At 62.6% G+C, this 23,462-nt stretch carries 19 protein-coding genes; 3 read left to right on the top strand and 16 right to left on the bottom strand.

Going from position 1 to position 23,462, the window contains the following annotated elements; all coding sequences use genetic code 11:
• Positions 1-18: 18 nt before the first annotated feature.
• On the top strand, positions 19-729 hold the full coding sequence (locus DKK75_RS02725) for a GTP pyrophosphokinase (protein ID WP_258333156.1): 711 nt from the start codon (positions 19-21) through the stop codon (positions 727-729).
• A gap of 121 nt (positions 730-850) precedes the next feature.
• Here DKK75_RS02725 and DKK75_RS02720 read toward each other — a convergent pair whose 3' ends face one another.
• Positions 851-1,690 (bottom strand): aldo/keto reductase, encoded by an 840-nt coding sequence (locus DKK75_RS02720; RefSeq protein WP_110451930.1) that lies wholly within the window; start codon positions 1,688-1,690, stop codon positions 851-853.
• 415 nt (positions 1,691-2,105) lie between these two features.
• Here DKK75_RS02720 and DKK75_RS02715 point away from each other — a divergent pair, with 415 nt between their 5' ends.
• Positions 2,106-2,909 carry a Bax inhibitor-1/YccA family protein gene (locus DKK75_RS02715; RefSeq protein WP_258333126.1) on the top strand — a complete coding sequence of 268 codons (804 nt, stop codon included), beginning with the start codon at positions 2,106-2,108 and terminating at the stop codon, positions 2,907-2,909.
• Positions 2,910-2,982: 73 nt separating this feature from the next.
• On the opposite strand, the gene acnA is transcribed toward DKK75_RS02715, so the two are convergent.
• From acnA to DKK75_RS02655, 12 genes are all read right to left on the bottom strand, one after another.
• Positions 2,983-5,709 (bottom strand): aconitate hydratase AcnA, encoded by a 2,727-nt coding sequence (gene acnA, locus DKK75_RS02710; RefSeq protein ID WP_110451928.1) that lies wholly within the window; start codon positions 5,707-5,709, stop codon positions 2,983-2,985.
• Positions 5,710-5,819: 110 nt separating this feature from the next.
• Positions 5,820-8,306: an HAD-IC family P-type ATPase gene (locus tag DKK75_RS02705; protein WP_110451927.1), complete on the bottom strand. Its 2,487-nt coding sequence runs from the start codon at positions 8,304-8,306 to the stop codon at positions 5,820-5,822.
• Positions 8,290-8,934, bottom strand: a complete 645-nt coding sequence (locus DKK75_RS02700; RefSeq protein WP_181414430.1) for a substrate-binding domain-containing protein — start codon at positions 8,932-8,934, stop codon at positions 8,290-8,292. Before DKK75_RS02700 ends, DKK75_RS02705 begins: the two co-directional genes overlap by 17 nt.
• 1 nt (position 8,935) lies before the next feature.
• Positions 8,936-10,222, bottom strand: coding sequence for a class I SAM-dependent RNA methyltransferase (locus DKK75_RS02695; RefSeq protein ID WP_110451925.1), 1,287 nt, complete (start codon positions 10,220-10,222; stop codon positions 8,936-8,938).
• Positions 10,215-10,901 (bottom strand): DUF3159 domain-containing protein, encoded by a 687-nt coding sequence (locus tag DKK75_RS02690; RefSeq protein ID WP_110451924.1) that lies wholly within the window; start codon positions 10,899-10,901, stop codon positions 10,215-10,217. The genes DKK75_RS02695 and DKK75_RS02690 overlap by 8 nt, the downstream gene beginning before the upstream one ends.
• 4 nt (positions 10,902-10,905) lie before the next feature.
• A complete protein-coding gene (locus DKK75_RS02685) occupies positions 10,906-11,754 on the bottom strand; it encodes a DUF3710 domain-containing protein (RefSeq protein WP_110451923.1) in 849 nt (282 codons plus the stop codon).
• A 37-nt stretch (positions 11,755-11,791) separates the two neighbouring features.
• Positions 11,792-13,789, bottom strand: coding sequence for a dipeptide ABC transporter ATP-binding protein (locus DKK75_RS02680; RefSeq protein ID WP_110451922.1), 1,998 nt, complete (start codon positions 13,787-13,789; stop codon positions 11,792-11,794).
• 11 nt (positions 13,790-13,800) lie between these two features.
• Positions 13,801-14,790 (bottom strand): ABC transporter permease, encoded by a 990-nt coding sequence (locus DKK75_RS02675; RefSeq protein ID WP_181414459.1) that lies wholly within the window; start codon positions 14,788-14,790, stop codon positions 13,801-13,803.
• A gap of 31 nt (positions 14,791-14,821) precedes the next feature.
• Positions 14,822-15,748: an ABC transporter permease gene (locus tag DKK75_RS02670; protein ID WP_015021632.1), complete on the bottom strand. Its 927-nt coding sequence runs from the start codon at positions 15,746-15,748 to the stop codon at positions 14,822-14,824.
• Positions 15,749-15,938: 190 nt separating this feature from the next.
• Positions 15,939-17,600 (bottom strand): peptide ABC transporter substrate-binding protein, encoded by a 1,662-nt coding sequence (locus DKK75_RS02665; protein WP_110451920.1) that lies wholly within the window; start codon positions 17,598-17,600, stop codon positions 15,939-15,941.
• A gap of 129 nt (positions 17,601-17,729) precedes the next feature.
• A complete protein-coding gene (locus DKK75_RS02660) occupies positions 17,730-19,400 on the bottom strand; it encodes a peptide ABC transporter substrate-binding protein (RefSeq protein ID WP_110451919.1) in 1,671 nt (556 codons plus the stop codon).
• 173 nt (positions 19,401-19,573) lie between these two features.
• Positions 19,574-20,539 carry a tyrosine recombinase XerC gene (locus tag DKK75_RS02655; protein ID WP_375314988.1) on the bottom strand — a complete coding sequence of 322 codons (966 nt, stop codon included), beginning with the start codon at positions 20,537-20,539 and terminating at the stop codon, positions 19,574-19,576.
• A gap of 84 nt (positions 20,540-20,623) precedes the next feature.
• Here DKK75_RS02655 and DKK75_RS02650 point away from each other — a divergent pair, with 84 nt between their 5' ends.
• Positions 20,624-20,896: a DUF6725 family protein gene (locus DKK75_RS02650; RefSeq protein WP_110451917.1), complete on the top strand. Its 273-nt coding sequence runs from the start codon at positions 20,624-20,626 to the stop codon at positions 20,894-20,896.
• Here DKK75_RS02650 and DKK75_RS02645 read toward each other — a convergent pair.
• The 3 genes from DKK75_RS02645 to DKK75_RS02635 form a co-directional block, all read right to left on the bottom strand.
• Positions 20,886-21,923, bottom strand: a complete 1,038-nt coding sequence (locus tag DKK75_RS02645) for a prephenate dehydrogenase (RefSeq protein ID WP_181414458.1) — start codon at positions 21,921-21,923, stop codon at positions 20,886-20,888. The genes DKK75_RS02650 and DKK75_RS02645 overlap by 11 nt on opposite strands.
• A gap of 65 nt (positions 21,924-21,988) precedes the next feature.
• Entirely contained in the window at positions 21,989-22,975 is a 987-nt protein-coding gene (locus tag DKK75_RS02640) for a prephenate dehydratase domain-containing protein (protein ID WP_110451916.1), read from the bottom strand.
• Positions 22,972-23,436, bottom strand: a complete 465-nt coding sequence (locus DKK75_RS02635; protein WP_110451915.1) for a hypothetical protein — start codon at positions 23,434-23,436, stop codon at positions 22,972-22,974. The genes DKK75_RS02640 and DKK75_RS02635 overlap by 4 nt, the downstream gene beginning before the upstream one ends.
• Between the last annotated feature and the right edge of the window lie 26 nt (positions 23,437-23,462).

Here is a 23,462-nt window from a genome sequence, read left to right as displayed (position 1 = left end):
GCCATGAGCGCATCCGAGATGAAGCAGCGGCTGTCCGACCTGGACGAGAATGACCGCCCCAAGCTGGACATCGACGAGATAACGGAATTCGTCAATCTCATGCAGACCTACGAGGGGGCCATGTACGAGATTTCGACCAAGCTGGATGTGCTGGACACCGAATTCCAGGTCCGTTTCAGCCACAACCCCATACACCACATGGAGCGCCGGCTCAAGAGCGTGGACTCTCTGATCGGCAAGCTGCACCGTAAGAACCTGCCTGTCACCATCCCCTCGGTGCGCGATCACATCTTCGACGTGGCCGGCGTGCGCGTCATTTGCAACTATCGGGACGACGTCTACTCGGTCTCCCGCTACCTTTCCGACCAGTCGGACATTCAGGTGCTGCGGGTCAAGGATTACATCCGCAATCCCAAGATGAATGGCTACCGCAGCCTGCACGTCATCTACGCCGTGCCGGTCTTCCTGACCTCAGGCCCTCACTACACGCCGGTCGAGGTGCAGTTCCGCACCATTGCCATGGACTACTGGGCCTCCCTGGAGCACCAGTTGCGTTACAAGTCCGACCTGCCCGACGCCCGCCTGGCCGAGCACTCACAGACCCTGTTGGACTGCGCCCGCTCCCTGCAGAACATCGAGGTGCAGATGCAGTCGATCCACCGCGACATCTCAGGCTCGCCCCAGGAGCAGGAGTCTGATGACGATGCCATCAGCGGCAATGCTGAATAGCTGAATTCCGTCAAATCATTGACCATAGGATTCGGGTCAGGCGGAAGGTTGGAGCTTCCCGACGGGTCACCGGGAGGAGGCACCGCTTGCAAGGTCGGGCCTCCTCCCGCATCGCTATCCCCTAGAAGTCGAAGTTGTCGGGGTCCGCGCCAGTGCGCTCGTCTCTGTTCAACGCGGTGATGGTCTTCATGTCATCCTCGTTCAGCTCAAAGTCGAAGACTTGCGCGTTCTGCTCGATCCGCTCCTTGTGGGTGGACTTGGGAATGACGATCACCCCGCGCTGAAGGTGCCAGCGCAGCACGATCTGTGCCGGGGAGCGGTCGTAGCGCTCGGCGATGGCCTTGAGCCTGGGATCAGCCAGCAGGTTGCCGCCGGTGCCACCCAAGGGACTGTAGGCCTCCACATCCACACGCAGGATGCCATGGCAATAATCGATCAGGTCGCCGTTGACGAACTGGGGCGAAGACTCGATCTGGTCGACCGCCGGCTTGGTGCCGCTGATGGTGTGCAGCTCGTCCAAGTGGTGCTTCTGGAAGTTGCAGACCCCGATGGCCCTCACCCGCCGCTGCGTATAGAGCTCCTCCATGTCCTCCCAGGCCTGCTGCCAGCCCTTGGCGGGCCAGTGGATCAGATAGAGGTCCAGATAGTCCACGCCCAGCCGGTCCAAGCTCTCCTTGAAGGCCTCTTTGGCTCGTCCTGCGCGAATGTCGTCGTTCCAGAGCTTGGTGGTCAGGAAGACATCCCTCCTGTCAACCCCAGAGCGGCGCAGACCCTCCCCCACGGACTGCTCGTTGCCGTATATCATGGCGGTGTCGATGTGGCGATAGCCCGACTGCAGGGCCCAGGTGACGGCCTGGCTGGTGGCCTCGCCGTCGGGGGTTTGAAAGACCCCAAGCCCCAGCTGAGGAATGCTGACCCCATTGTTGAGGGTGATGGCGGTGTCGGTGACGTTTCCGGTCATATGGGCATGCTCCTTGTTGGCCAATCTCAGGCCGAGACGTATTGTGTGCTCATTCTATCCGCAAGACAAGATGGAAGCAGCACCTGATCACGGCATGTATTGATTAGCGGCTGTCGTGTAGACTCTCCTCGCACAATCACTTCTTGTGCGTTGTTTATCGGCTGGGTGGTGTTGTGGGGCAGGGTTGCAGGTAAGACGGCTGGTTTGCGCCATAGTTTGTGCATTTGAGCCAATGACAAGCATTGCCAGGACGGACAACCTACTGACAAAACAGGGGGTATGCGACCAGCCCGCCATAGCAGCAATTCCAGCCTGTTTCCAGTCAGAGCAAACACCCTGTATAACGCCAAACCCGCCATGTATACTTGAACAAGATGACCATCCGCCACAGGCGGCAATGACAAAGGAGCAGCAGATGGCATTCAACGGGAATCCGGGGCCGCAGGCCCCATACAGTCAGTACACGCAGCAGCCGATGCCGACCATGCAGGGCGGTCAGCCCTACGGCATGAGCTCGCCCATCGACACGAACGCAGCATACAGCTTTGAAAAGGCGGAGCGGGTCTCCATGTCGCGCGCCTATGCGGAGATGGCCGTCGGCCTGCTGGTCACAGCCCTGACGGCCTACCTGACTGCCCGGACCGGACTGCTCCTGGCTTTCATGCAGGCCACAGGCGCCCTGGGCTGGATCGGCATGGCCGTAGTCCAGGTGGCCTTCGCCATGGTCCTGAGCGCCCGGATCATGCGCATACGCACTTCCACCGCCCGAGTCATGTTCTACGTGTATGCGGCTCTGATGGGCTTCACCCTGAGCACTATCTTCATAACCTACTCCCTGCCATCCATCATGCTGACCCTGGTGATCAGCGCAGGCTTCTTCTTCGTCCTCAGCATGCTGGGACTGACCACGCGGCGCAACATGCTGAGCCTGGGTTCCGTCTTCATGGTCGGCCTGCTCATGCTGATCCTGGTCCAGGCGGTCATGCTCTTCCTGGCCCCGTCCAACACAGCACTGCGCGTGGTCTCGGCCATTGGCATCATCCTCTTCGCCGGGCTTACCATGTACGACGCCCAGCAGACCAGGGTCATCTTCGCCGCCTACCGCAGCCAGGGGCCGGAAGCCATCAAGCGGGTCTCGATCCTCTGCGCCCTCAACCTCTACCTGGACTTCGTCAATCTCTTCCTCTACATCCTGAATCTGCTTGGCGACCGCAACTGACAAAGAAATCCCCCACCCCTAGCGCTTCCGAAATTAATCAAAAGCGTTGAGGCGGGGGATTTTCGTATCTTCTTCAGGCCGCCTGGTCGGCCCTGGCCAGCAGACCACGCAGCACGTACTGCAGGATGCCGCCGTTGCGGTAGTATTCGGCCTCGCCAGGGGTGTCAATGCGCACCTTGGCCGCAAACTCCACCCTGCTGCCGTCAGGCCGCCGAGCCCGCACCTGGACCTGCTCGGGCAGGGAGCTGTTCAGGGCATCGACGCCGATCAGATCATAGGTCTCCTGACCGTCCAGCCCCAGGCTCTGGGCCGACTGACCTGCAGGAAACTCCAGCGGCAGCACACCCATGCCGATCAGGTTACTGCGGTGGATGCGCTCGAAGGACCTGGCGATCACAGCCCTTACGCCCAGCATCCGGGTGCCCTTGGCCGCCCAGTCTCTTGAGGAGCCCGTGCCGTACTCGCTGCCGGCCAGTACCACCAAGGGCGTGCCCTGCCCGGCATAGTCCTGCGCCGCCTCGAAGATGGTCGTCTCCTGACCGTTCAGGAAGTCGTAAGTGAATCCTCCTGGGCGCACGCCCAATCCCACCGAGGCCAGCAGCTGGTTGCGCAGACGAATGTTGCCGAAAGTGCCTCGGACCATGACCTCGTGGTTGCCACGCCGAGAGCCATAGGAGTTGAAATCCCTGGGGGCTATGCCGTGTTCCTGCAGGTAGCGACCAGCCGGAGCGTCAGCCTTGATAGCCCCTGCGGGTGAAATGTGGTCAGTGGTGACCGAATCCCCCAGCAGGGCCAGCACCCTAGCTCCATGAATGTCCTCCAAGGGGTCGGGCTGGGCCTTCATGCCGTCGAAGAAGGTCTGGCGACGGATGTAGGTGGAATCCTGATCCCAGTGGAAGAGCTCTCCCTCCGGCACATCCAGTTTCCGCCAGCGCTCGTCCCCGCCGAAGACGTCCGCATAGTCGTGCAGGTACATATCCCGGTCGAGGGCGGTGCCCACCACGGACTCGATGGCCTCCTGGGAGGGCCAGATGTCCGCCAGCATGACCGGGCTGCCTTGGCTGTCCCGGCCCAGAGGGTCGTGCCAGGGGTCGAAGTCCATGGTGCCGGCCAGGGCGTATGCCACCACCAGGGGCGGCGAGGCCAGATAGTTCATCTTCACATCAGGGCTGATGCGCCCCTCGAAGTTCCTGTTGCCCGAAAGCACGGCCGTCACCGTCAGATCATGATCGGCGATGGCCTGGTGGATGGCCGGATCCAGGGGACCAGAGTTGCCGATGCAGGTTGTGCACCCGTAGCCGACCAGCTCGAAGCCCAAGGCGTCCAGGTCCTCGCTCAGGCCGGTCCGATTCAGGTAATCCGTCACCACCTGGGAGCCAGGAGCCAGCGACGTCTTGACCCAGGGCTTGGGTCGCAGTCCACGGGCACGCGCCTGGCGGGCCAGCAGTCCGGCAGCCACCATGACTGAAGGGTTCGAGGTGTTGGTGCAGGAGGTGATGGCCGCAATGACCACGTCCCCGTCGCGCAGGCTGAACTCGCTGCCGTCAGCCTTCCTGACCGGCACAGGCTCGCTGTCCCTCCCCTGGCCGCTGTAGTCCTTCAGATCCCGTTGGTAGGTCTTCTGGGCCTGGTCCAGCAGGATGCGGTCCTGGGGCCGCCGGGGACCGGCAATGGACGGACGCACTGTGGACAGATCCAGTTCCAGCACCTGGGAATACTCAGGTTCGAGGTAGTCAGCATCGTCCGGATCCATCCACAGGCCGTTGGCCTTGGCATAGGCCTCCACCAGGCGCACATGGTCGTCGCTGCGACCGGTCAGACGCAGGTAGTCCAGGGTAACTTGGTCAATAGGAAAGATGGCGCAGGTGGAGCCGAACTCGGGGCTCATGTTGCCCAGGGTGGCCCGGTTGGCCAAGGGGACCTGGGCCAGTCCCTTGCCATGGAACTCCACGAACTGGCCCACCACGCCCACCTCGCGCAGCATCTGGGTCACAGTCAGCACCACGTCGGTGGCGGTGACTCCCTCAGGGATGGATCCGGTCAGCTTGAAGCCCAAGACCTGGGGCACCAGCATGGAGATAGGCTGGCCCAGCATGGCCGCCTCGGCCTCAATGCCGCCCACGCCCCAGCCCAGCACGCCCAGGCCGTTGACCATGGTGGTGTGGGAATCAGTGCCGACGCAGGAGTCCGGGTAGACCAAGGCTGGGTTTTTCCCCCGGGTCCTGTCCCTGCGCATGACCACCTGGGCCAGGTACTCCAGGTTGACCTGGTGAATGATGCCGGTGCCCGGAGGCACCACGCGGAAGTTCCTGAAGGCCTGCTGACTCCAGCGTAAGAAGCGGTAACGCTCACTATTGCGCTGGTATTCCAGGTCCATGTTGTGTTCCAGGGCGCCGGGCGCGCCCGAGCTGTCCACCTGGACGGAGTGGTCGATGACCATCTGCGCGGGGATGAGCGGGTTGACCAGTGAGGGGTCGTCACCCATGGCCTTGACGGCATCGCGCATGGTGGCCAAGTCGACCATGCAGGGTACGCCGGTGAAGTCCTGCATAAGCACTCGGGCAGGGGTGAACTGGATCTCTCTGTCGGGCTGGGCCTTGGGGTCCCAGGCCAGAAGCCTATCCAGCTGGTCCCGGGTCACCGTGGTCCCGTTCTGGTGGCGCAGCAGATTCTCAGCCAAGATGCGCAGACTATAGGGCAGGTGGCCGATTCCCGGCAGATCGCTGATCCGGTAGTATTCGAACTCCTCGGAGCCCACCTTGAGCTTGGAACGGCCGGTATTCTGTGCGGATTCTGACATGCACCACCCCTTCCTTGGACGCTGAGGATTGGCCCTTGCGCCCATGTGGACCGGCGGCGGGAGAACCCCAAGCCGTCAGCGACGCTTATCTGTGCTTTTGCGGTTCATTCTTAGCGCCGATGTGTTACCTGACGGATGTAACGTGCACATGCCGGATAACCCAGAACCGCCAGGACCATGAGCACAGCTCCCACTAGGGCGAAGGCCGCGGTGGCGGCCAGGGCCGGACCTGTGGGCAGGCTTATGGCGAAGAACCGCGCCACTATAGGGATGAGGGCTCCGATCACCCCGGCTGCAGCAAAGAAGAGGACCAGCAGGCCCCTCCAGGAACGCAGGGGCCGGGCCACCTGGGTCAGGACCAGCACGCCCATGCAGAAGAGAACGATGGCGCAGACCGACCGCCAGCGCTCCAGATCGCCAGGCCGGGCCAGATCCATGCCAAGCAGGCCGGGCAAGCTCCAGGCCGCCGCCAGCACGATCAGGGCTGTGGCGATGCCCGAGGGCAGGGCGAAGGTGACCACCCGCCGCAGGAAGCCGGGCCGGTAGCGCCTGGTGTTGGGGGCCAACGCCAGGAAGAAGGCCGGCGTGCCTATGGTCAAAGCACCGATGTAGGTGATGTGCCGGGGCAGGTAGGGGAAGGGGATGCCGGTCAGGACCACCCCTAGGGAGATCAGGGCCGAGTAGACGGTCTTGACCAGGAAGAGGCCGGCCACCCGCTCCATGTTGGCCATGACCTGCCGACCCCGGGCCACAACGTCTGGCAGATGCGAGAAGCGCGAATCCACTAGGACCAGCTGGGCCACGGCCTTGGTGGCGGCTGCCGCATTGCCCATGGCGATGCCCAGATCCGCCTCCTTCAGGGCCAGGGAGTCATTGACTCCGTCGCCGGTCATAGCCACCGTGTGGCCCTTCAGATGCAGGGCCTGAACGATGGCCTTCTTCTGGTCGGGCAGGACCCGGCCCAGCACGTCGACGTCCTCCAGGACCTCGGCCAGGGCCGCCGTATCCTCGGGCAGCTGACGGGCATCCATGGCCCGAGGCGCCCGGTCGCCGGTCAGGCCCACCTTGTTGGCGATGGCCGCCACAGTAGCCGGATTGTCGCCTGAGATGACCCGGCAGCGCACACCCTGTTGGCGGAACCAGGCCAGAGTCTCGGCAGCGTCGTCGCGAATGCGCTCTGAACAGGTGATCAGAGCCAGAGGCTTCAGACTCCCAGGCAGTTCGGGGCTGCTGGTGAAGTAGTCAGGCTGGTCGGTGCTCGGATACCCATTGGGGGCCGCCAGCATCAGCACACGGTAGCCACGATCGGCCAGGTCAGCCACCTGCTTGTCCACCTTAGGCCATCTGCCTACTTGGGATGCCAGGAGTACCTCCGGGGCGCCGAAGTACCAGATTCGCCCGGACTGGTCGGCCACAGCGCTCCATTTACGGGCAGACGAGAAAGGTAGACGGCTGACGGCCCTGCCCGGGCGCAGATCATCCATCCCCTTGAGGATGGCACGGCCGGTGGCGTTGGGGCCCTCCTCCGCGCAGACATCCACCAGGGCCTGCCGCAGCTGCTGAGCCGGCAGGTCTTCGGCCAGCGGATGCAGGCCGTCGTAGACGATGCCCCCGTCCGTGATGGTGCCGGTCTTGTCCAGATTCAAGGCATCCACCCGGGCCAGGGTCTCCACTGACTCCATCTGCTGGACCAGGGTCTGGTGCCGGGCCAGGCGGATAGCAGCCAGGGCGAAGTTCAGGGAGGTCAGCAGGACCAGACCCTCGGGAATCATGCCCACGACCCCGGCCACGGCAGACACCACGGCCTGCCGCCAGGCCCCAGTGGTCAGCGCCGTCTGAAAGCCGCCTACGGTCCGCATCTGAGTGAAGATGAGCAGCAGACAGAGGGGAATGACCACCACGGTCATGACCTTGAGGATGGTGTTGATGCCCTCGTTCAGGTCGGAGTGGACCTTCTTGTAGACCTTGGCCTTGGCTGTCAGCGTGGCGGCATAGGAGTCAGCCCCCACGGCGGTCACCTGGGCCAGAGCCATGCCCGAGACGGCTGTGGATCCCGAGTAGACCTGATCCCCCGGCTTGTGTCTGACCGTGCGCGACTCGCCGGTCAGCATGGATTCGTCCAGCTCCAGGCCGTAGGTATCGATGATCTGCGCATCGGCGGGCACCTGGTCCCCAGAGCGGATCCAGAGCAGGTCCCCCTTGACGATGGCATCGTGGGGCACGGTCAGGTTGCGCCCATCCCTGCGTACCGTGTAGTCGGAAGCCACCAGGATGGACAGCCCATCCAGGGTGTGCTTGGCCTTGAGCTCGGTGGCCACGCCGATGCCAGTGTTGATGATGATGATCAAGCCGAAGACCGCGTCCTTCCACTGGCCAGTCAGCAGGACCACCACCATGGCGGTCAGAATGATCCCGTTGAAAAGGGTGAAGACGTTGTCGCGGATGATTTGGCCTAGGCTGCGGGAGGTTTGGTCCTGGGAGACGTTGACCAGGCCCCGGGCCTTCAGCTGCTCCGCCTCCTGTGAGCTCAGCCCCGGCCGGTCAGTGTTCGGAAAGCCTGTGCCCACTGTCGATTCTTGCTCACTGCCTGTGCTCATCCTCGGTCCCCTCTCGGTCGGCGCTGAAGCGCACGGCCATGATCCTGGCATGCGGTCCGTCGTCCACAATGGTCTGCAGGGCGTCGGCCAGCAAGGGCGCGTGCGGATTCCCTGCAGGATCCACCGGGTGGACCGTGGCCGCATAGTAAAGCCTACCCGGGTCAGGAGTCCAAGCCTTGCCGCTTTGAGCGAACTCTACCACAGGGATGCCTGCCTTCCGCGCCGCTTTAAGGGCGGGGGTCCAGTCGCCGGCTCCAGGTTGGCGTATCAGAATCAGGCTAGCCCCGCGGTTAATGGCATCCTGCACGCCATCCTGCTGATCGCTGGTGGACTGAGCTGAGGAAAAATAGCCCTTCATGCGCTCCGCCTGCAACGATGACAGGATGCGACTGTCAAGACCGGCGTCTGGGTCCTTGTCACCCTTCTTCGGACAGCCAATCAAAGCCACCAAAGTATCAGACCGATCCACACCGTCATGGGGCACTGTACCCTCATGCCAGGAGTCGCCCACGGCCCTGTCCTTGGGAGCGCAGCCAGTCAGCATGGGCATGCCTGCCAGCAGAGCGACCGTCAGCAGCAGACACGCCAGCCGCCTGTACACCGTCAAGACCCGTTCTGGGCGGCTCATGTCAGTGCTGTCTTCCTGCATTGCGGGTGAAAACTGCCACGGTCTCCACATGGTGGGTCATCGGGTAGATATCGAAGGCCTCAAGGTGCTTTGGGCTGTAGCCCAGAGAGATCAGGGTGGCTGTATCCCTGGCTAAGCTGGTCGGATCGCAGGCCACATAGATGATGGTCCCGGCCCCGCTGGCGGCCAGCAGTCGGCAAACCGCAGCTTTGGCGCCGGCCCTGGGCGGATCCAGCAGGATCAGATCGGGATGGCCCAGCCCCCTGGGAGCACCGCCGGCCAGAACCTTGGCCACGTCCCCTCGACGCAGGACCACCCGGTCCAGTCCGGCACGCTTTACGTTGTTTTTTGCACTGGCAATGGCTCCGGCGGACCCCTCCACAGCCAGCAGCCGGGTCCGTCCGTCAGCCAGAGCAGCCAGAGGCAGGGTGAAGAGCCCTGATCCGCAGTAGAGGTCCCAGATGACCGGTTCGGTCACCCCATCCAGGGCCAGCCTAGCCTGGTCCATGACCGCCTTGGTCAGCACGACTGGTGCCTTACGGTGGATCTGCCAAAATCCGTCAGCCCGAACCTGGTACTCAGGTCCTGCCCCGGCCTCCAGACGCTCTGTCAGCAGGCGACTCCCCTGACTCAGATGGCCATCCACCAGCAGGGCGAAGTTGCCGCCGACCGGTCCCCCATCCCGCGGCTGGGGTACGGCCAGGCGAATGCGGGCTCCCGCGGGCAGACCGCCCTCCCAGATGTCCAGTTCGTCAGCCAGATCCAGCAGCTCCTGAGTAGCCAGGGGCATGGTCTGAATCGGCAGACGGTCATGCGATCCACGCCGACGCATGGAGGGACGGCCTTGGTCGTCGGCCACCAGCTCGATTCTGGTCCTCCAGTGCAGACCGCCCAGCTCCTCATCGCCTGGAACCCGGGCTACCGGCACCTGGATGTCCACCCCGCCCAGGCGGGCCATCTGCTGACCAATCAGATCAGCCTTCCAGGTAAGCTGACCGGGCAGACTCACATGAATCAGATCGGCGCCGCCCAAGCCTCCTCCCCAGGCAAGCGGGCCAGCCAGGGGCCAGACGAGTTCACGACGGTCAGGGCTGGCCTCCAGCACCTTGGTGACCTCGCCCGTGGCGAATCTGCTGGTCCGGTCGTGAGGCTCATCCAGTAGGACATCCACCAGCTCCCCGGGAAGGGCGAAGCGGACGAAGACCACTCGGCCATCCTCCAGGTGGCTCACGCAACGGCCCTGGTCAGCATAACGTTCGATACGCAGACGAACCTTGGTCTCAGTCATGATCGACGTGGACCTTCTGATCAGCCTGGCGACGATGGTAGGGGCCGCCGATCAGCAGCCAGCTGATCCAGATGCCCAGAGCAAACAGGGGCAGTCCCAGAATCAGGCGTGCGGCGCCGAGAAACCCGACGAAACCAGCCAGGTAGAGCGGCACCTGAACCAGCAGGCGCAACGCAAAGATGGCGATCCAGACAAGGGTGGTCTGAGTATAGGCCTGGACCAGATCCGGTTCACTGCGCCAGGAAGCCAGCCATTGTCTCCAGCCTGACCCGACAGGTCGGCGCAGATACTCCACCAGCAAGCCTATGCCGGGCATCCGCGCCAACAGCGAGGCCCCAAGAACAATAATCCAGAATCCGTTGGTCAGAAATCCGGGCAGATAATAGTTGCGAGCATCCCGGGTCAGCCATGCAGCCACCAGGCAGATGCCCACCGAAAGCAGACCGGTCAGCGCCCCTAGGAAGGACTGCCGCTGGACCAGACGAATTAAAAGCTGCGCCAGGGCCAGGGCCGCCGAAACCGCCACAGTCAGGCCCAGACGGCCGGTCACCAGGAAGAAAACCAGAAATACCAGTCCTGGCAGCAAAGATTCGACGATGCCACGCCATCCGCCGATGACCTCCATGACGGAAAAATCATCGTCGGCCAGCGCCGCCAGCCCGGAATGCTTCTGCTTCACAGCCTTAGCGGATCTCCGAGAACATGGGTCCGCGCGACAGTGTGGTCTTCACCTCGGTCTGCTGATCCGAATCGAAGGGGCCCTCCGGCCTATCGGGAATCTTAGCAGCTTGCTCGTCCTTGGACACCTGGTCTTCGTCCTGTCCGCGGCGCTGATTGGGGGTAAGAGGCGCGTGCATGGGAACCAGGTCACGTGGGGCCAGAGGCTCATCGCCACGGCTCACTACCAGGTCGGCCAGGTAGCCGTCGAGCACATCCTTCTCCTTGCCGCCCTTGGCCGCCGGGCCGGAGAAGATGCCTCGCAGCATCCAGCGGGGTCCGTCGATGCCCACCACCCGGGTCAGCAGGTTCCTGCCCTTGACTTTGACAGGCAGGGTAAGCTCCTTGCCGAAGACGCCGTCCACCTCCTTGCAGGCGGAATTGGCCTTCAGCAGGTCAGCCCGGACCTCGTCCCACAAGCCTAGCGACTTGGGGGCCGCGAAGGGCTCCAGTTCCAGGCTGGAGGACCCATAGGTGATGGTGGCTCCCAGCACGTCGCCTGTCTGCGAGTTGGCCTTGAGCCTTAGCTCGCTGCCCTGCAGGAAGGGCAGCATCAGAGCGCCGATGTCCAGATACTCATCGGTGTCGGGGGCTTGGGGGTCCATGCTGTCCCAGGGTCCCTTCCCGCTCTGTTCGGCTTCATCCTGCTCCGCAGCCGACTCGTCGCGGTCCGCCTGGAGAGTCTGGTCGGATTCTGCAGCGGATTCCTCAGTGCTCTCGGACTCGTGGAGCCCTTTGGACTGGTCCTCTTGATCCTCAGCATCCCCCTCGGTCTGCTGCTTGGCGTGTTTCCTGCCGAAACCGAACAATCCCATGATGCCTCATTTCCTTGTGAGCCTGTGCAAAGGATACCTAGTCCAGACCCAGGCGCAGCCGGCCGCCGGGGATGGCGTCCAGCAGATCCTTGGTGTACTGACGCTGCGGGTGATCGAAGACCTCGTCGGTGGTAGCGTGCTCCACCAGCCGACCGTGCTGCATGACCACCACCTCGTCGGCGATCTGCCTGACCACAGCCAGATCGTGGGTGATGAACAGATAGCTCAGACCTTGCTCAGCCTGCAGGTCATTGAGCAGCCGCAGCACCTGGTCCTGGACCAGCACATCCAGAGCGGAGACGGCCTCGTCACAGATGATCACATCCGGATTCAGGGCCATGGCCCGTGCGATGGCGATGCGCTGACGCTGACCGCCGGAGAGCTCGTTGGGGTAGCGCCCCATGACCGACTCGGGCATCTCCACCATGTCCAACAGCTCCTTGACTCGCTGCTGCCGGGACTTGGCGTTGCCGATCTTGTGGATGCGCAAAGGCTCCTCGATGGAGCGGTAGATGGAGTACATAGGGTCCAGGGAGCCGTAAGGGTTCTGGAAGACCGGCTGCACGTGCCGACGGAACTCCATGAGCTGATGGCTGCCGAAGCCGGCGATGTCCTGGCCCTCGTAAGTCACTCGGCCCGAGGTGGGCTTGAGCAGGTGCAGGACCATGTTGGCCACAGTGGACTTGCCTGAGCCGGACTCCCCCACAATGGCCAGGGTGGTCCCCCGCTTGACCGAGAAGGAGACGTCGTCCACGGCCTTGAACATTTCCTTGCGACGGGGCAGCCTGAACTCGCGGGTCAGGTGCTCCACGGTGATGACGTGCTCGCTGCGCTCCAGGGTGCTCTCGCCCTTGACTTGGTGTTCCAGCAGGCCCTCGGCATCCTGGCCGCGCTGCTTGGCGGAGATGATGCGCTGGGAGGCCAGCGAGGGCGCAGCCTGGACCAGCCGCTTGGTGTAGGGGTGCTGGGGGTGCTGCAGGACCTCCAGACTGGGTCCGGACTCCACTACCTGGCCTCGGTACATAACCACGATGTGCTGGGCTCGTTCAGCGGCCAGACCCAGATCGTGGGTGATGAAAAGCACAGCAGTGCCCAGAGATTCGGTCAAGCCGCGCAGGTGGTCCAGAATCCGCTTCTGGACAGTTACATCCAGGGCGCTGGTGGGCTCGTCCGCAATCAGCAGGTCAGGACGGGATGCCAAACCGATAGCGATCAGGGCGCGCTGACGCATACCGCCGGAGAACTCATGCGGATACTGCCGGGCCCTGGTTGCGGCCTCAGGCAATCCGGCTTCGGATAGCAGGCCGGCAATCCGGTCGTTCATGTCCGATCCGGTCACGTGCTCTTTGGCCAGCGTCCAGGCCTTGTCGTCATCCACGCCGGCGTCAATCAGGGACTTGGCTACGCCCCAGCGAGTCTCCGAGCCCACATCCCACTCGGCCTTCATGGCCTCCATGGTCTTGTCCACGTCGGCGACCCCGGCATCGCTCAGGGCCTTACGGGCAGCCTCGAGCAGGCCAGACAGATCCTTGGAGGAGATGAAGAGCTCGTCGTCGGACTTCTTTACCGTCACCTCTTCGTCACCAGCCAGGGCCTTGGCCAGCCGGGAACGCTTCTCTTTGGAGACATCCATATGGTTGGCGGTCAGCGCCTCCTTGACCTGGGAACCGATCCGCCAGACTGGGTTCAGATTGCTCATGGGGTCCTGCGGGACCAGGCCCACCTGGGAACCGCGCAGCGCCTCGTAGCCCTTGTGGTTCAGGCCCACCAGCTCGCGGCCCTTGAGCCGGATGCTGCCGCCGGTCACCTTGCCGGTGCCGGGCAGAAGCCCCAGCACAGCCATGGCTGATGTGGACTTGCCCGAGCCGGACTCCCCCACGATGGCCACCCACTGGCCGGGATAGACGTTGAAGGAGGCGTCGCGAACCGCGTGGACTGTGCGCCCGTCGGCGGTGAAGTCCACCTGGAGGTCCCGTACGTCGAGCAGAGGCTGCTGCTCCTGATTGGTGGTCATGTTCTTGTCTGCTTCAGTCATGCTTCCTCCGCTCAGGCCGTTCTGCTCTTGGGATCCAATGCATCCTTGACCGCGTCGCCCATCATGATGAAGGCCAGCACAGTGATGGCCAGGGCTGCGGAGGGATAGAAGAGGACCGAGGGATTGGTGTTCAGGAGGGTCTGGGCCGTCGAGATGTCCCCGCCCCAGGAGACCACGGTGGAGGGCAGGCCGATGCCCAGGAAGCTCAGCGTGGCCTCAGAGACGATGTAGGTGCCCAGCGACATAGTGGCCATGACGATGACCGGGGCCAGGGAGTTGGGCAGGATATGCCGGAAGAGGTTGCGCAGAGGCGTGGAGCCCAGGGCCGTGGATGCAGTATTAAATTCCAGATTTTTGGCCTCCAGGACGGCGCTTCGGGTGATACGCGCCATGTTGACCCAGCCGAAGAGGGTCAGGGTCAGGATGATCTTCCACAGTGAGGTGGAGGTACGGAACATCTGCAGGAGCACGATGGCGCCCAGGATCATGGGGATGGCGAAGAAGATGTCGGTGATGCGGCTGAGCACTGCGTCGACCCAGCCACCGAAGAATCCAGCGATTGCGCCGATGAGTCCGCCGAAGACGGTAACCAGGATGGTGGTCATGATGCCGATGGCCACCGAGGTCCGGGCCCCGTGGATAACGCGGCTGTAGACGTCACAGCCCTGAAGGTCGAAGCCGAAGGGGTGCCCCGGCCGACCTGGCTCCACGGAGTTGGACAGGTTGCAGGCCATAGGGTCCTGCTTGGCGAAGAGGTTGGGAAAGAGGGCCACCAGGATGACCACGATCACCAGGATTGCGGAGATGATGAAGAGCGGGTTGCGCCTCAGGGTCTTCCAGGCGTCGGCCCACATGCTGGTAGGTGGCACGTCCTCATCCACCGAGTCCACTTCGCGAAGGGGCGTCTCGTCGATAGGGGCCACGAACCGCTCCTGCCCCGGCAAGGGGTCAGGGAAGTATACGCGGGCCTGGCTTTCGTTCTGTTCGCTTGACTCGTTCATTGCCGTTTCACTCATAGTCGGTCCCTCTCCCTCACGCATACCGGATCCGCGGATCGAGCACTGCATAGAGCAGGTCGACCAGGAGGCTGGTGATGACGAAGATCAGGACCAGAATGGTCACGATGGAGACCACCAGGGTGCCTTCGCCCCGCAGGATGGCCTGGTAGAGGGTGTTACCCACGCCCTGGATGTTGAAGATGCGCTCGGTGATCATAGCTCCGCCCATGAGTCCGCCGATGTCGGCGCCCAGGTAGGTGACCACAGGGATCAGGGAGTTGCGCAGCACGTGCCGCACGATGACGGAACGGTTGCTCATACCCTTGGCCCGAGCTGTGCGCACATAATCCTCGGAGATGTTGGAGGTGATCTCCGTCCTGGTCAGACGGATGATGGAGGCCATGGATACCGACCCCAGTACAACAGCCGGCATGAGCAGATCAATGAAGCCTGGATTGGCCCCGGCTGTAGCAGGCAGCAAATGCCATTTGACGCCGAACAGGTACTGCAGGATGAAGCCGGTGACGAAAGTAGGCACCGAAATCAGCAGCAGGGAGAGGACCAGGATGATGTTGTCCGACCACTTGCCCTTGGTCAGGCCGCCGATGATGCCAAAGATCACGCCGAAGATGCCCTCGAAGACGAAAGCCATCAGGGCCAGCTTGATGGTCACCGGGAAGGCCCTGCCGATCACGCTGATCACAGGCTGACCGGCGAAGGTATTGCCGAAGTTCAGCGTCAGCGCGTTCTTCAGGAAGAGCACGTACTGCACGATGAAGGGCTTGTCGAGATTGTATTCCGAACGTATCTGTGCGGCAACGGCCTGGTTGACCGGCTTGTCCCCGAACATGGCGGCCACAGGGTCGCCAGGAAGCGCGAAGACCAGCGCGTATATCAGCAGTGTCGTGCCGAGAACGACGGGGATCATCTGCAGAATACGTCGCAGAAGATATTTTCCCATCGGCTATTCTCCTTTGTCATCCGCGACCGGGATCGGCATGAGGATCAGGGTCGCCGCAAAAATTCTTGTTTGAGTCTACCAGCACACCTCAACAGGGGTGTAGAGACACCGCGGCCGGCACGGAATGAATCCTTCCGCGCCGGCCCGGGCGGTGTCAGTGTTCAGGTGCGGGATTCAGACTCCCGTCATTTCACTTGCTGATGTTGTAGTAGGCAGGGACACCCTTCCAATTGAAGGAGAATCCCTTGATGTTCTTGGCAGCCACGCCGTTGGAGTTCTGGTAGTAGAGCGGAACTGCGGGCAGGTCGCGGAAGAGCAGCTCCTCGGACTGCTGGTAGATCTTGTTGGCCTCGTCGATGTTCTTGGCGGAAGCTGCCTTGTCCATCAGGTCGTCGAACTCGGGGTTCTTGTAGTCGCCGTCGTTGGACCCGTTGCCGTTGGCGGCCGAGCTGGCGAAGTTGCTGGACAGGTAGCTCTCGGGCGAAGGGTAGTCAGGCTGCCAGCCGGAGCGGAAAGCCGAGTCGGTGAACTTGCGGTTCTGCACGTTGGAGCGGAATTCGGTGAAGGTGGGCAGAGGATTGCCCGCAGCCTGGATGCCCAGGGCGTTCTTGATGGAGTTGGTGACGGCGTCGTAGATCTCCTTGTGGGCGCCGTCGGCGTTGAAGGCGATCTTGAAGGTGTCGCCCTCGCCCCAAGGGGAGAGCTTGTTGGCCTCAGCCCAGAGCTCCTTGGCCTTGGACGGATCGTACTTGAGCACGTCGGATCCCTTGATGCTGGTTGAGTAGCCGGGGATGACGGGGGCGGTGAAGTCGTGGACCTCCTTGGCGGTTCCGGACAGCACCTTCTTGATGATAGTCGGCCGGTCGATGGACATGGAGATGGCCTGGCGACGGAGCTTGCCCTCCTGATCCTGGCCGAAATGCTTCATATAGGTCGGGATGGTGAACATCTGGATGACCGAGCCCGGGTCGTTGATGGCCTGGACCGTGTTGTCGGCCTGGAAGGTCTTGCGAGCAGAAGCAGGCAGGGTGTCCAGCACATCCAGGTTACCGGCCTGCACGTCCCGGTAGGCTGCGGTGGCATCAGTGTAGGAGCGGAACTCCACACCACCGTTCTTGACCTTGATACCGCCCTTGTAAGCGGGGTCCTTGACGACCTTTATGGCCTTGTTGTGCTCCCAGGACTGGAACTTGTAGGGCCCCACGGTCACCGGCTTCTCGCCAAAGGCCTTGGTGTCCTTGTAGAAGGACTCGGGCAGCGGCGCAAAGGCGGTGTAGCCCACCTGGATGGGGAAGGTGGAGGATGGCGAGCTCAGATCCACGGTGAAGGTCTTGTCGTCGATGACCTTGAGGCCGGACAGCTGGGCATCGCTAGGGGTGCCTTCCTTCTGCAGATCGTCATACCCCTTGATGTTGGCGAAGAAGCTGGAGCCCAACTGCTTGTTGGCAATGCTTGACGCCCAGGACCAAGCCTTGGTGAAGGACTGTGCGGTTACCGGGGTGCCATCCGAGAACTTCCAGCCGTCGTTGATGGTCACGGTGTACTGGGTGTTGTCGTCGTTGGCCTTGATCTGCTTGGCAATCTCGTTGGCTGGCTTGCCCTTGTCGTCGAAGCGGACCAGCTTGGAGAACATGACGTCGATGGGGTTGCCGCCGCCCACCTCGTTGGTCATGCTGGGGATGAGTGGATTGGCCGGCTCCGGGTTGAAGACCGAGATGACGGCATCCGAGCTGCCGTCGCTGGTCTCCTTGGCAGAGGAATTGGATCCGCCGGATCCGCCGCAGGCGCCAAGCGTGAGCGCCATGACGCACATTCCGGCGCCAGCAATGGTCAGGGCCGATTGCTTCTTCATATATACTGCTCTTTCCTTTGGTTGATTTCCCAAATCCGCCGCCAGTGCATAAGACCCGGGCACGAATCCGCTTTGTTGCGGATTCGGCCGGGTCGGTGACGACGGATTATGCCGTTTCCGGCACGATCATCACTGCTTCTTGGACAACTCCGCAAGGTTCGCTTGGCCGTCCCAGCGAATGGCCAGTCCCTGCACATTCTTGGCTGACGCACCTTTGTTGTTGGAGTAGTAGAGCGGAACCGCAGGCATATCCTGCAGGAGGATCTCCTCGGCCTGCTGGAAAAGCTTGTTGGCCTCGTCGGTGTTCTTGGCCTTGGCAGCCTGCTTCAGCAGGTCGTCGAACTTGGGGTTCTTGTAATCGCCATCGTTGGACCCGTTGCCATCGGCCGCCGAGCTGGCGAAGTTGCTCAGCAGGTAGCTCTCGGGCGAGGGGTAGTCGGGCGACCAGGCCGACCGGAAGGCCGCATCCTTGTAGGCGCGCTTGTTGACGTTGCCACGGAACTCGCTGAAGGTGGGCACAGGAGTGGCCACGGCATTGATCCCTAGCGTGTTCTTGATGGAGTTGGCCATGCCGTCATAGAAGTCCTTGGCACCCCCATCGGCGTTGTAGACCAGCTGGAAGCTCTTGTCAGCCGGCCACTTGCTGATGGCATCGGCCTTGGCCCAGGCATCCTTGGCCTTCTTGGCATCGTACTTCAGGTTATCGGAACCCTTAAGGTTCTTGGAGTAACCAGGGATGGTCGGTGCAGTGAAGTCAGTGGGTTGCACGCCCAGACCGCCCAGAACCTTGTCGATCAGCATCTTGCGATCCAGAGCCATGGAGATGGCCTGACGGCGCAGGTGGCCCTCCTCGTCCTGGCCGAAGTGCTCCATGGTGGTGGGGATGGTGAACATCTGCAGGACGGAACCGGGCTCGTTATAGCCCTTGACGAGACTGTCTTTCATGAAGGTCTTCTGGGCCGAAGTAGGGATGGTATCGATTGCATCCAGATTGCCTGCCTGCACATCGGCGTAGGCCGAGCCGACATCGGTGTAGATCTTGTAGTCGACGCCACCGTTCTGGATCTTGACATCACCCTTGTAGGTGGTGTTCCTGCGGAGCTTGACCATGGTGTTGTGCTGCCAGGAATCGAGCTTATAAGGGCCCGAGCTGACGGGGTTCTCGCCGAAGGCCTTGGTGTCCTTGTAGAAGGAGTCGGGCAGTGGCGCGAAGGAAGTGTAGCCCACCTGGATGGGGAAGGTGGAGGATGGCGAGCTCAGATCCACGGTGAAGGTCTTGTCATCCACGACTTTCAGCCCGGACAGCTGAGCATCGGCAGACACGCCCTGCTTCTGCAGATCGTCATAGCCCTTGATGTTGGAGAAGAAGCTGGAGCCTAGCTGGCCGTTGTTCACATTGGCCGCCCAGGACCAGGCCCTCGTGAAGGACTTGGCTGTGATGGGAGTGCCGTCCGAGAACTTGCGCCCATCGACCAAGGTGACCTTGTACTGGGTCATGTCGTCATCGGCCTTGATTTCCGAGGCCAGATCATTGTGGGCCTTGCCATGGTCATCGAACCAGACCAGCTTGGCATTAATGGCATCCACGACCAGCCCGCCGCAGCTCTCCACAGTATTGCTGGGAATGAGCGGCTTGGCCGGCTCGCATCCACGAATCGAAACGACGGTGTTATTGCCTGACTGGCTGCTGGACGATTGCTGTGCGCCCTTGGTGTCCGAACCACTGCCGCAGCCGCTGGCCAAAAGCGCCAAGGCGCAAATGACCGCGGACACGAGCGTAAGCTGTGAACCCTTCTTCATCGCTGCTCCCTTTCCCTTAATCCATATATTCATTGAGTGTCAACGTCACGTCTGCAACCGGGGACGCTAGGATGACCGAACCTCAAAGATCCCTGGCTGACGTGTAAGCCACAATACGCCATATTCTGGTACGAAGATGTTTCGCAAGGCAAGCCTCGTCTCATTTGCCGGTCTCAGGCTCTCGGAAAAGCCTGTCTGTACCGGGCCCGCAGCTGCTCGATGGAAACGTGGGTGTAACGCTGGGTGGTCCGCAGGGAGGAGTGGCCCAGCATCTCCTGAACTTCGCGCAGGTCGGCTCCCCCATCCAGCATATGCGTGGCGGCCGAGTGACGCAGAGCATGGGGGGCGATGTCGGGCACCCCGGCCCGACTAGCTGCCTGATGAACAACCTTGCGGACCTGCCTCTGGCCAACTCTGCCGCCTTGCTGACCCAGGAAGAGGGCCTGACCTGGTTTACGGGCCGACTTGACTGTTGCGCCCGTCAGGAGCGGCCTCCCCTCCCCTAGCCAGCGGTCCAGAGCACGATCTGCGGGCAGGCCATAGGGCAGGACGCGCTCCTTGGACCCCTTGCCCAGGACCTTTACAGTGCGGCTGTGCCGGTTCACATCCTCCAGGTCCAGTCCGCAGAGCTCGGCCACACGCATGCCTGTCGCGTAAAGCAGCTCCAGCATGGCCGCGTCACGCACCTGCAATGCCGCCTGAACGTCCTGGTCCTCACGGGGCTCGACCGGATCCTGGTCAACCGTATCCATCAGAGTGTTGGCCTGGTCATGCGTCAGAATCCGAGGAAGGTGCTCGGACTGCTTAGGACTGCTCAGGGCCAGGGTGGGATCGGTCTTGATCCGGCCATGCCGGCTGAGCCAGCCGAAGAAGGACCTCAGTGCGGCAGTCTTCCGGGCCATGGTGGAGCGGGCGTGGGTCGATGCCTCGTGGGCCAGCCAGGACCTGATGGTGGCCAGGTCGATCTGCGAGGGGTCATCGATGCCATGCAGGTGCATCAGATGCAGGAAGCCCGCCAGATCGGCCCGGTAGGACCGCACGGTATTGGGACTCTTGCCTGCCACCCGGGAAAGATAGTCGGTGAAGTCCTGCAGATCCTGATCCACTGCTGGCTCTCCCTTCGCTTCGCTGTGCTGCATATCCACGCAACATGTGCAATACAGTCTAGGCCCTTTCGCCATCGTCGAAGCCGCAGGCGATACTGACCCGGGAGGTGGATAGCCATGCGCTTGCCAGCAACCATACCGACCGGAGCGCGGCTGGTGGTCAGGATTGCCCTTGGGCCGGACCCGGAAGACGGAAGGCCCAAGTTCCGAGACTACGTGGGCCATGTGGTCGACTGGGATGGACAGCGGCTGATTTTGGACAGGGACCCAGCGGCCAATGGCTCACGTCCCGGAGAGCGCGTGAAACTCCAAGCGGAAGACATGGTGGCTCTGAAGCCGGTCCCGGAACGCCGTTCGCCCCGCTCGGACCCTCCGGATCTCAATCGATGATCGGAGGATGCAACACCCGGGCCCGACTGGTGGTCAGGAAGGCCGATACCTGCTCGCCCCGCAGGGCCGATTCAAGCAGCTCCTGCCGCCAATTGCCCTTCTGCGGGTCCAGTTCAAGGTCGGTGGAGGGAATCTGTTCCTGATCACCTAGGGCGGCCTTGTAGCGCCGGAAGGGATCAGCCTGGAGGAAGAAGTCCCGACGATTTGCGTCGGCTTCCGACTCGTGGTCCCGCAGGAGAGAAGCCATGCCCTGCAGATTTTCGACCAGGGTATCCAAAAGGTCAGCCACGTGGTCGGCGTTCTCCTCCACCATGGCCCGGGTCCGCTCCGGGTCGGTCAGGGCTACCCGGGTCATGTCCCGCCAGGACCCGGCTGCCAGAGCCGAAGCCACCCGGCGGTCAGGCGATGTCGCCAGCATGTCGGCCAAGGCAGTCGCCACCACATGGGGCATATGCGAGATCAGTGCCGCAGCACGGTCATGAGTGGCATCGTCCAAGGCGATCAGGCGGTTGCCCAGCCCCTGGGTGACCATGTCAGCCACAGTCAAAAAGCAGCTGTAATCCGTGTGCTCATCAACGCAGAGGGCCCAGAGGGCGCCTTCCAAAAGAGCCGGGTCCGAATCCTTATAGCCTGAACCCTCGCTGCCTGCCATGGGATGGGCACCTACATAGCGATCGGCCAGACCGGCCTGCTCAACCTGACGACGGACCGGACCCTTGACACTGCCCACATCGGTCAGGATGGTGCCCCGAGTCAGTACAGGAGCCAGGGCCTGAAGCACGTCAGGCATAGCACGCAGGGGTGTGGCCAGCACCAGCACGTCGGGCTTGCCCTTGGCCAGCTCCTCCAGAGTGCCCACGCAGTGGATCCCCTGGCTGCGGGCCTGCTCGTAGGGGCGGTCGTTATGGTTCCATGCCATCACGAACCGGCCCCGGGCAGCCAGGCGACGAGCCAACGACCCGCCGATCAGTCCCAGTCCCGCCACAGCGATCTTGTGGGCCGAAGTTAGCACCGGCGAGGCGGCCATACCCGCCATCGGGTGCATGTGCTCGGGTCCGGACAGGTCCATGGGCACGAAAGGCACGGATCCATCTACCATAACAACTCCTTGCTGATCGTCTCGCAATCGGGGTCCTCACCCCGGAAGGCCCCTGCTCTGGGCAGCATCCACTCGCGAATGGGCGGGGCTGGATGCGGTGTGCGCGGATGGACCGCTAGGGTCTTCAGCCAGTCCCCCCTGCCCAACAGGTCGGCCAACACCTGATGCAGACCCCTCTGCCAGGGTGCGGCATCGATGCTGGCTACGAAGCTGTAGGTCCCGTCGTGCCCCTTGATGGGACGAGACATGAATGAGGTCATGTTCAGGCCCGCATCGCGCAGGCGGTCCAGCAGGTCGGCCAGCACGCCCGGCCCGGTATTCAAGGGAATAAAGGTGACGATGGATTCGAAATCCCCGCCCGGCGCCAGGCGGCGCGCCAGCCAGGCGGCCTGATCCCGAGGAGCCAGCAGGAGGAAGTCGGTTCGGGCTCCCTGATAGTCCTGCACCTCCCGCCGGTAGGTCTTCAGTCCATAAAGGCTCCCGCAGATGCGTGGGCCCAGAGCCACCTGGTCAGGGCCCAGATCACGGCAGGCCGCAGCATTGGAGTTGGCCGTCACAGGATTGAGGCCGGTCTCTTTGATGAAGCCCTTGCACTGGGCCAGTCCGTGGGGGTGGGCGCCGACCTGGCGCAGGGGGCCATGGTCGGCCCGGACGAAGGCATCGAAAACGATGGGCAGGCGGACCATGCCGAAGCCCGCTGCCGCTTGAGCGTCAATCAGGGCATCCATATTGGGTACCACATGGCCCTCTACGTTGTTTTCCCAGGCCAGCACTCCCCAGCCTCGGCCCTCTTCCACGGCGGCCACGATGGAAGCCGCATCTGGGCAGGGTCGCAAGCCAGCCTTGCAGCCCAGCCTCGTCTCCACGAGACTGGCGGCCTCAAGGGCGGCCTGATGGGTGAAAGTCCCCTTGGGACCCAAGAAGTGCAGAAGGATCCGGTCAGGTAGAGTCCCAGACCTTTCTGATGGATCCCGGCTCATGCTGATCGCCCTTCACGACGCAGAGGGCCATCAGCAAACCAGGAGGCCGGCAGGCAGATGGCGAGGGTCTGGATCAGGATCAGCCCGCCCATCCAGAGGAAGACCGCATACTTGGCAAAGAATGCGGGGAAATTGGCATAGGGCATGAGAACATCGCCGCCCGGCCCCCGCATGGAGAGCAGCCAGACGATGACCGTCGAGGCCACCAGATGCAAGGCCAGCCCCATGGTGCCGCTATCGCAACGAACCCACCAGGAGGCCAGAGCCACCAGCAGATAGGCCAGGATCATGCCCCAGGGCAGACCCTGAGCGGCTCCGGAACGCTGAACCAGGGTCCCCAGCACGCCCACCGCCAGACCGATGGGCAGGCTCAGCAGGCAACGGAAGGGGCTTGCCTTGCCGACCTCCTTCATCAAATGGGAGGAAATCTGATCCTCGGATGTCGAAACCTGTCTCTTCATGGGTTCAAGACTAGTCCGACCCGGTC

The sequence above is a fragment of the Bifidobacterium asteroides genome, assembly GCF_003202695.1.
GTDB classification, from domain to species: domain Bacteria; phylum Actinomycetota; class Actinomycetes; order Actinomycetales; family Bifidobacteriaceae; genus Bombiscardovia; species Bombiscardovia asteroides_G.
This window is presented reverse-complemented; position numbering and strand designations above follow the sequence as displayed.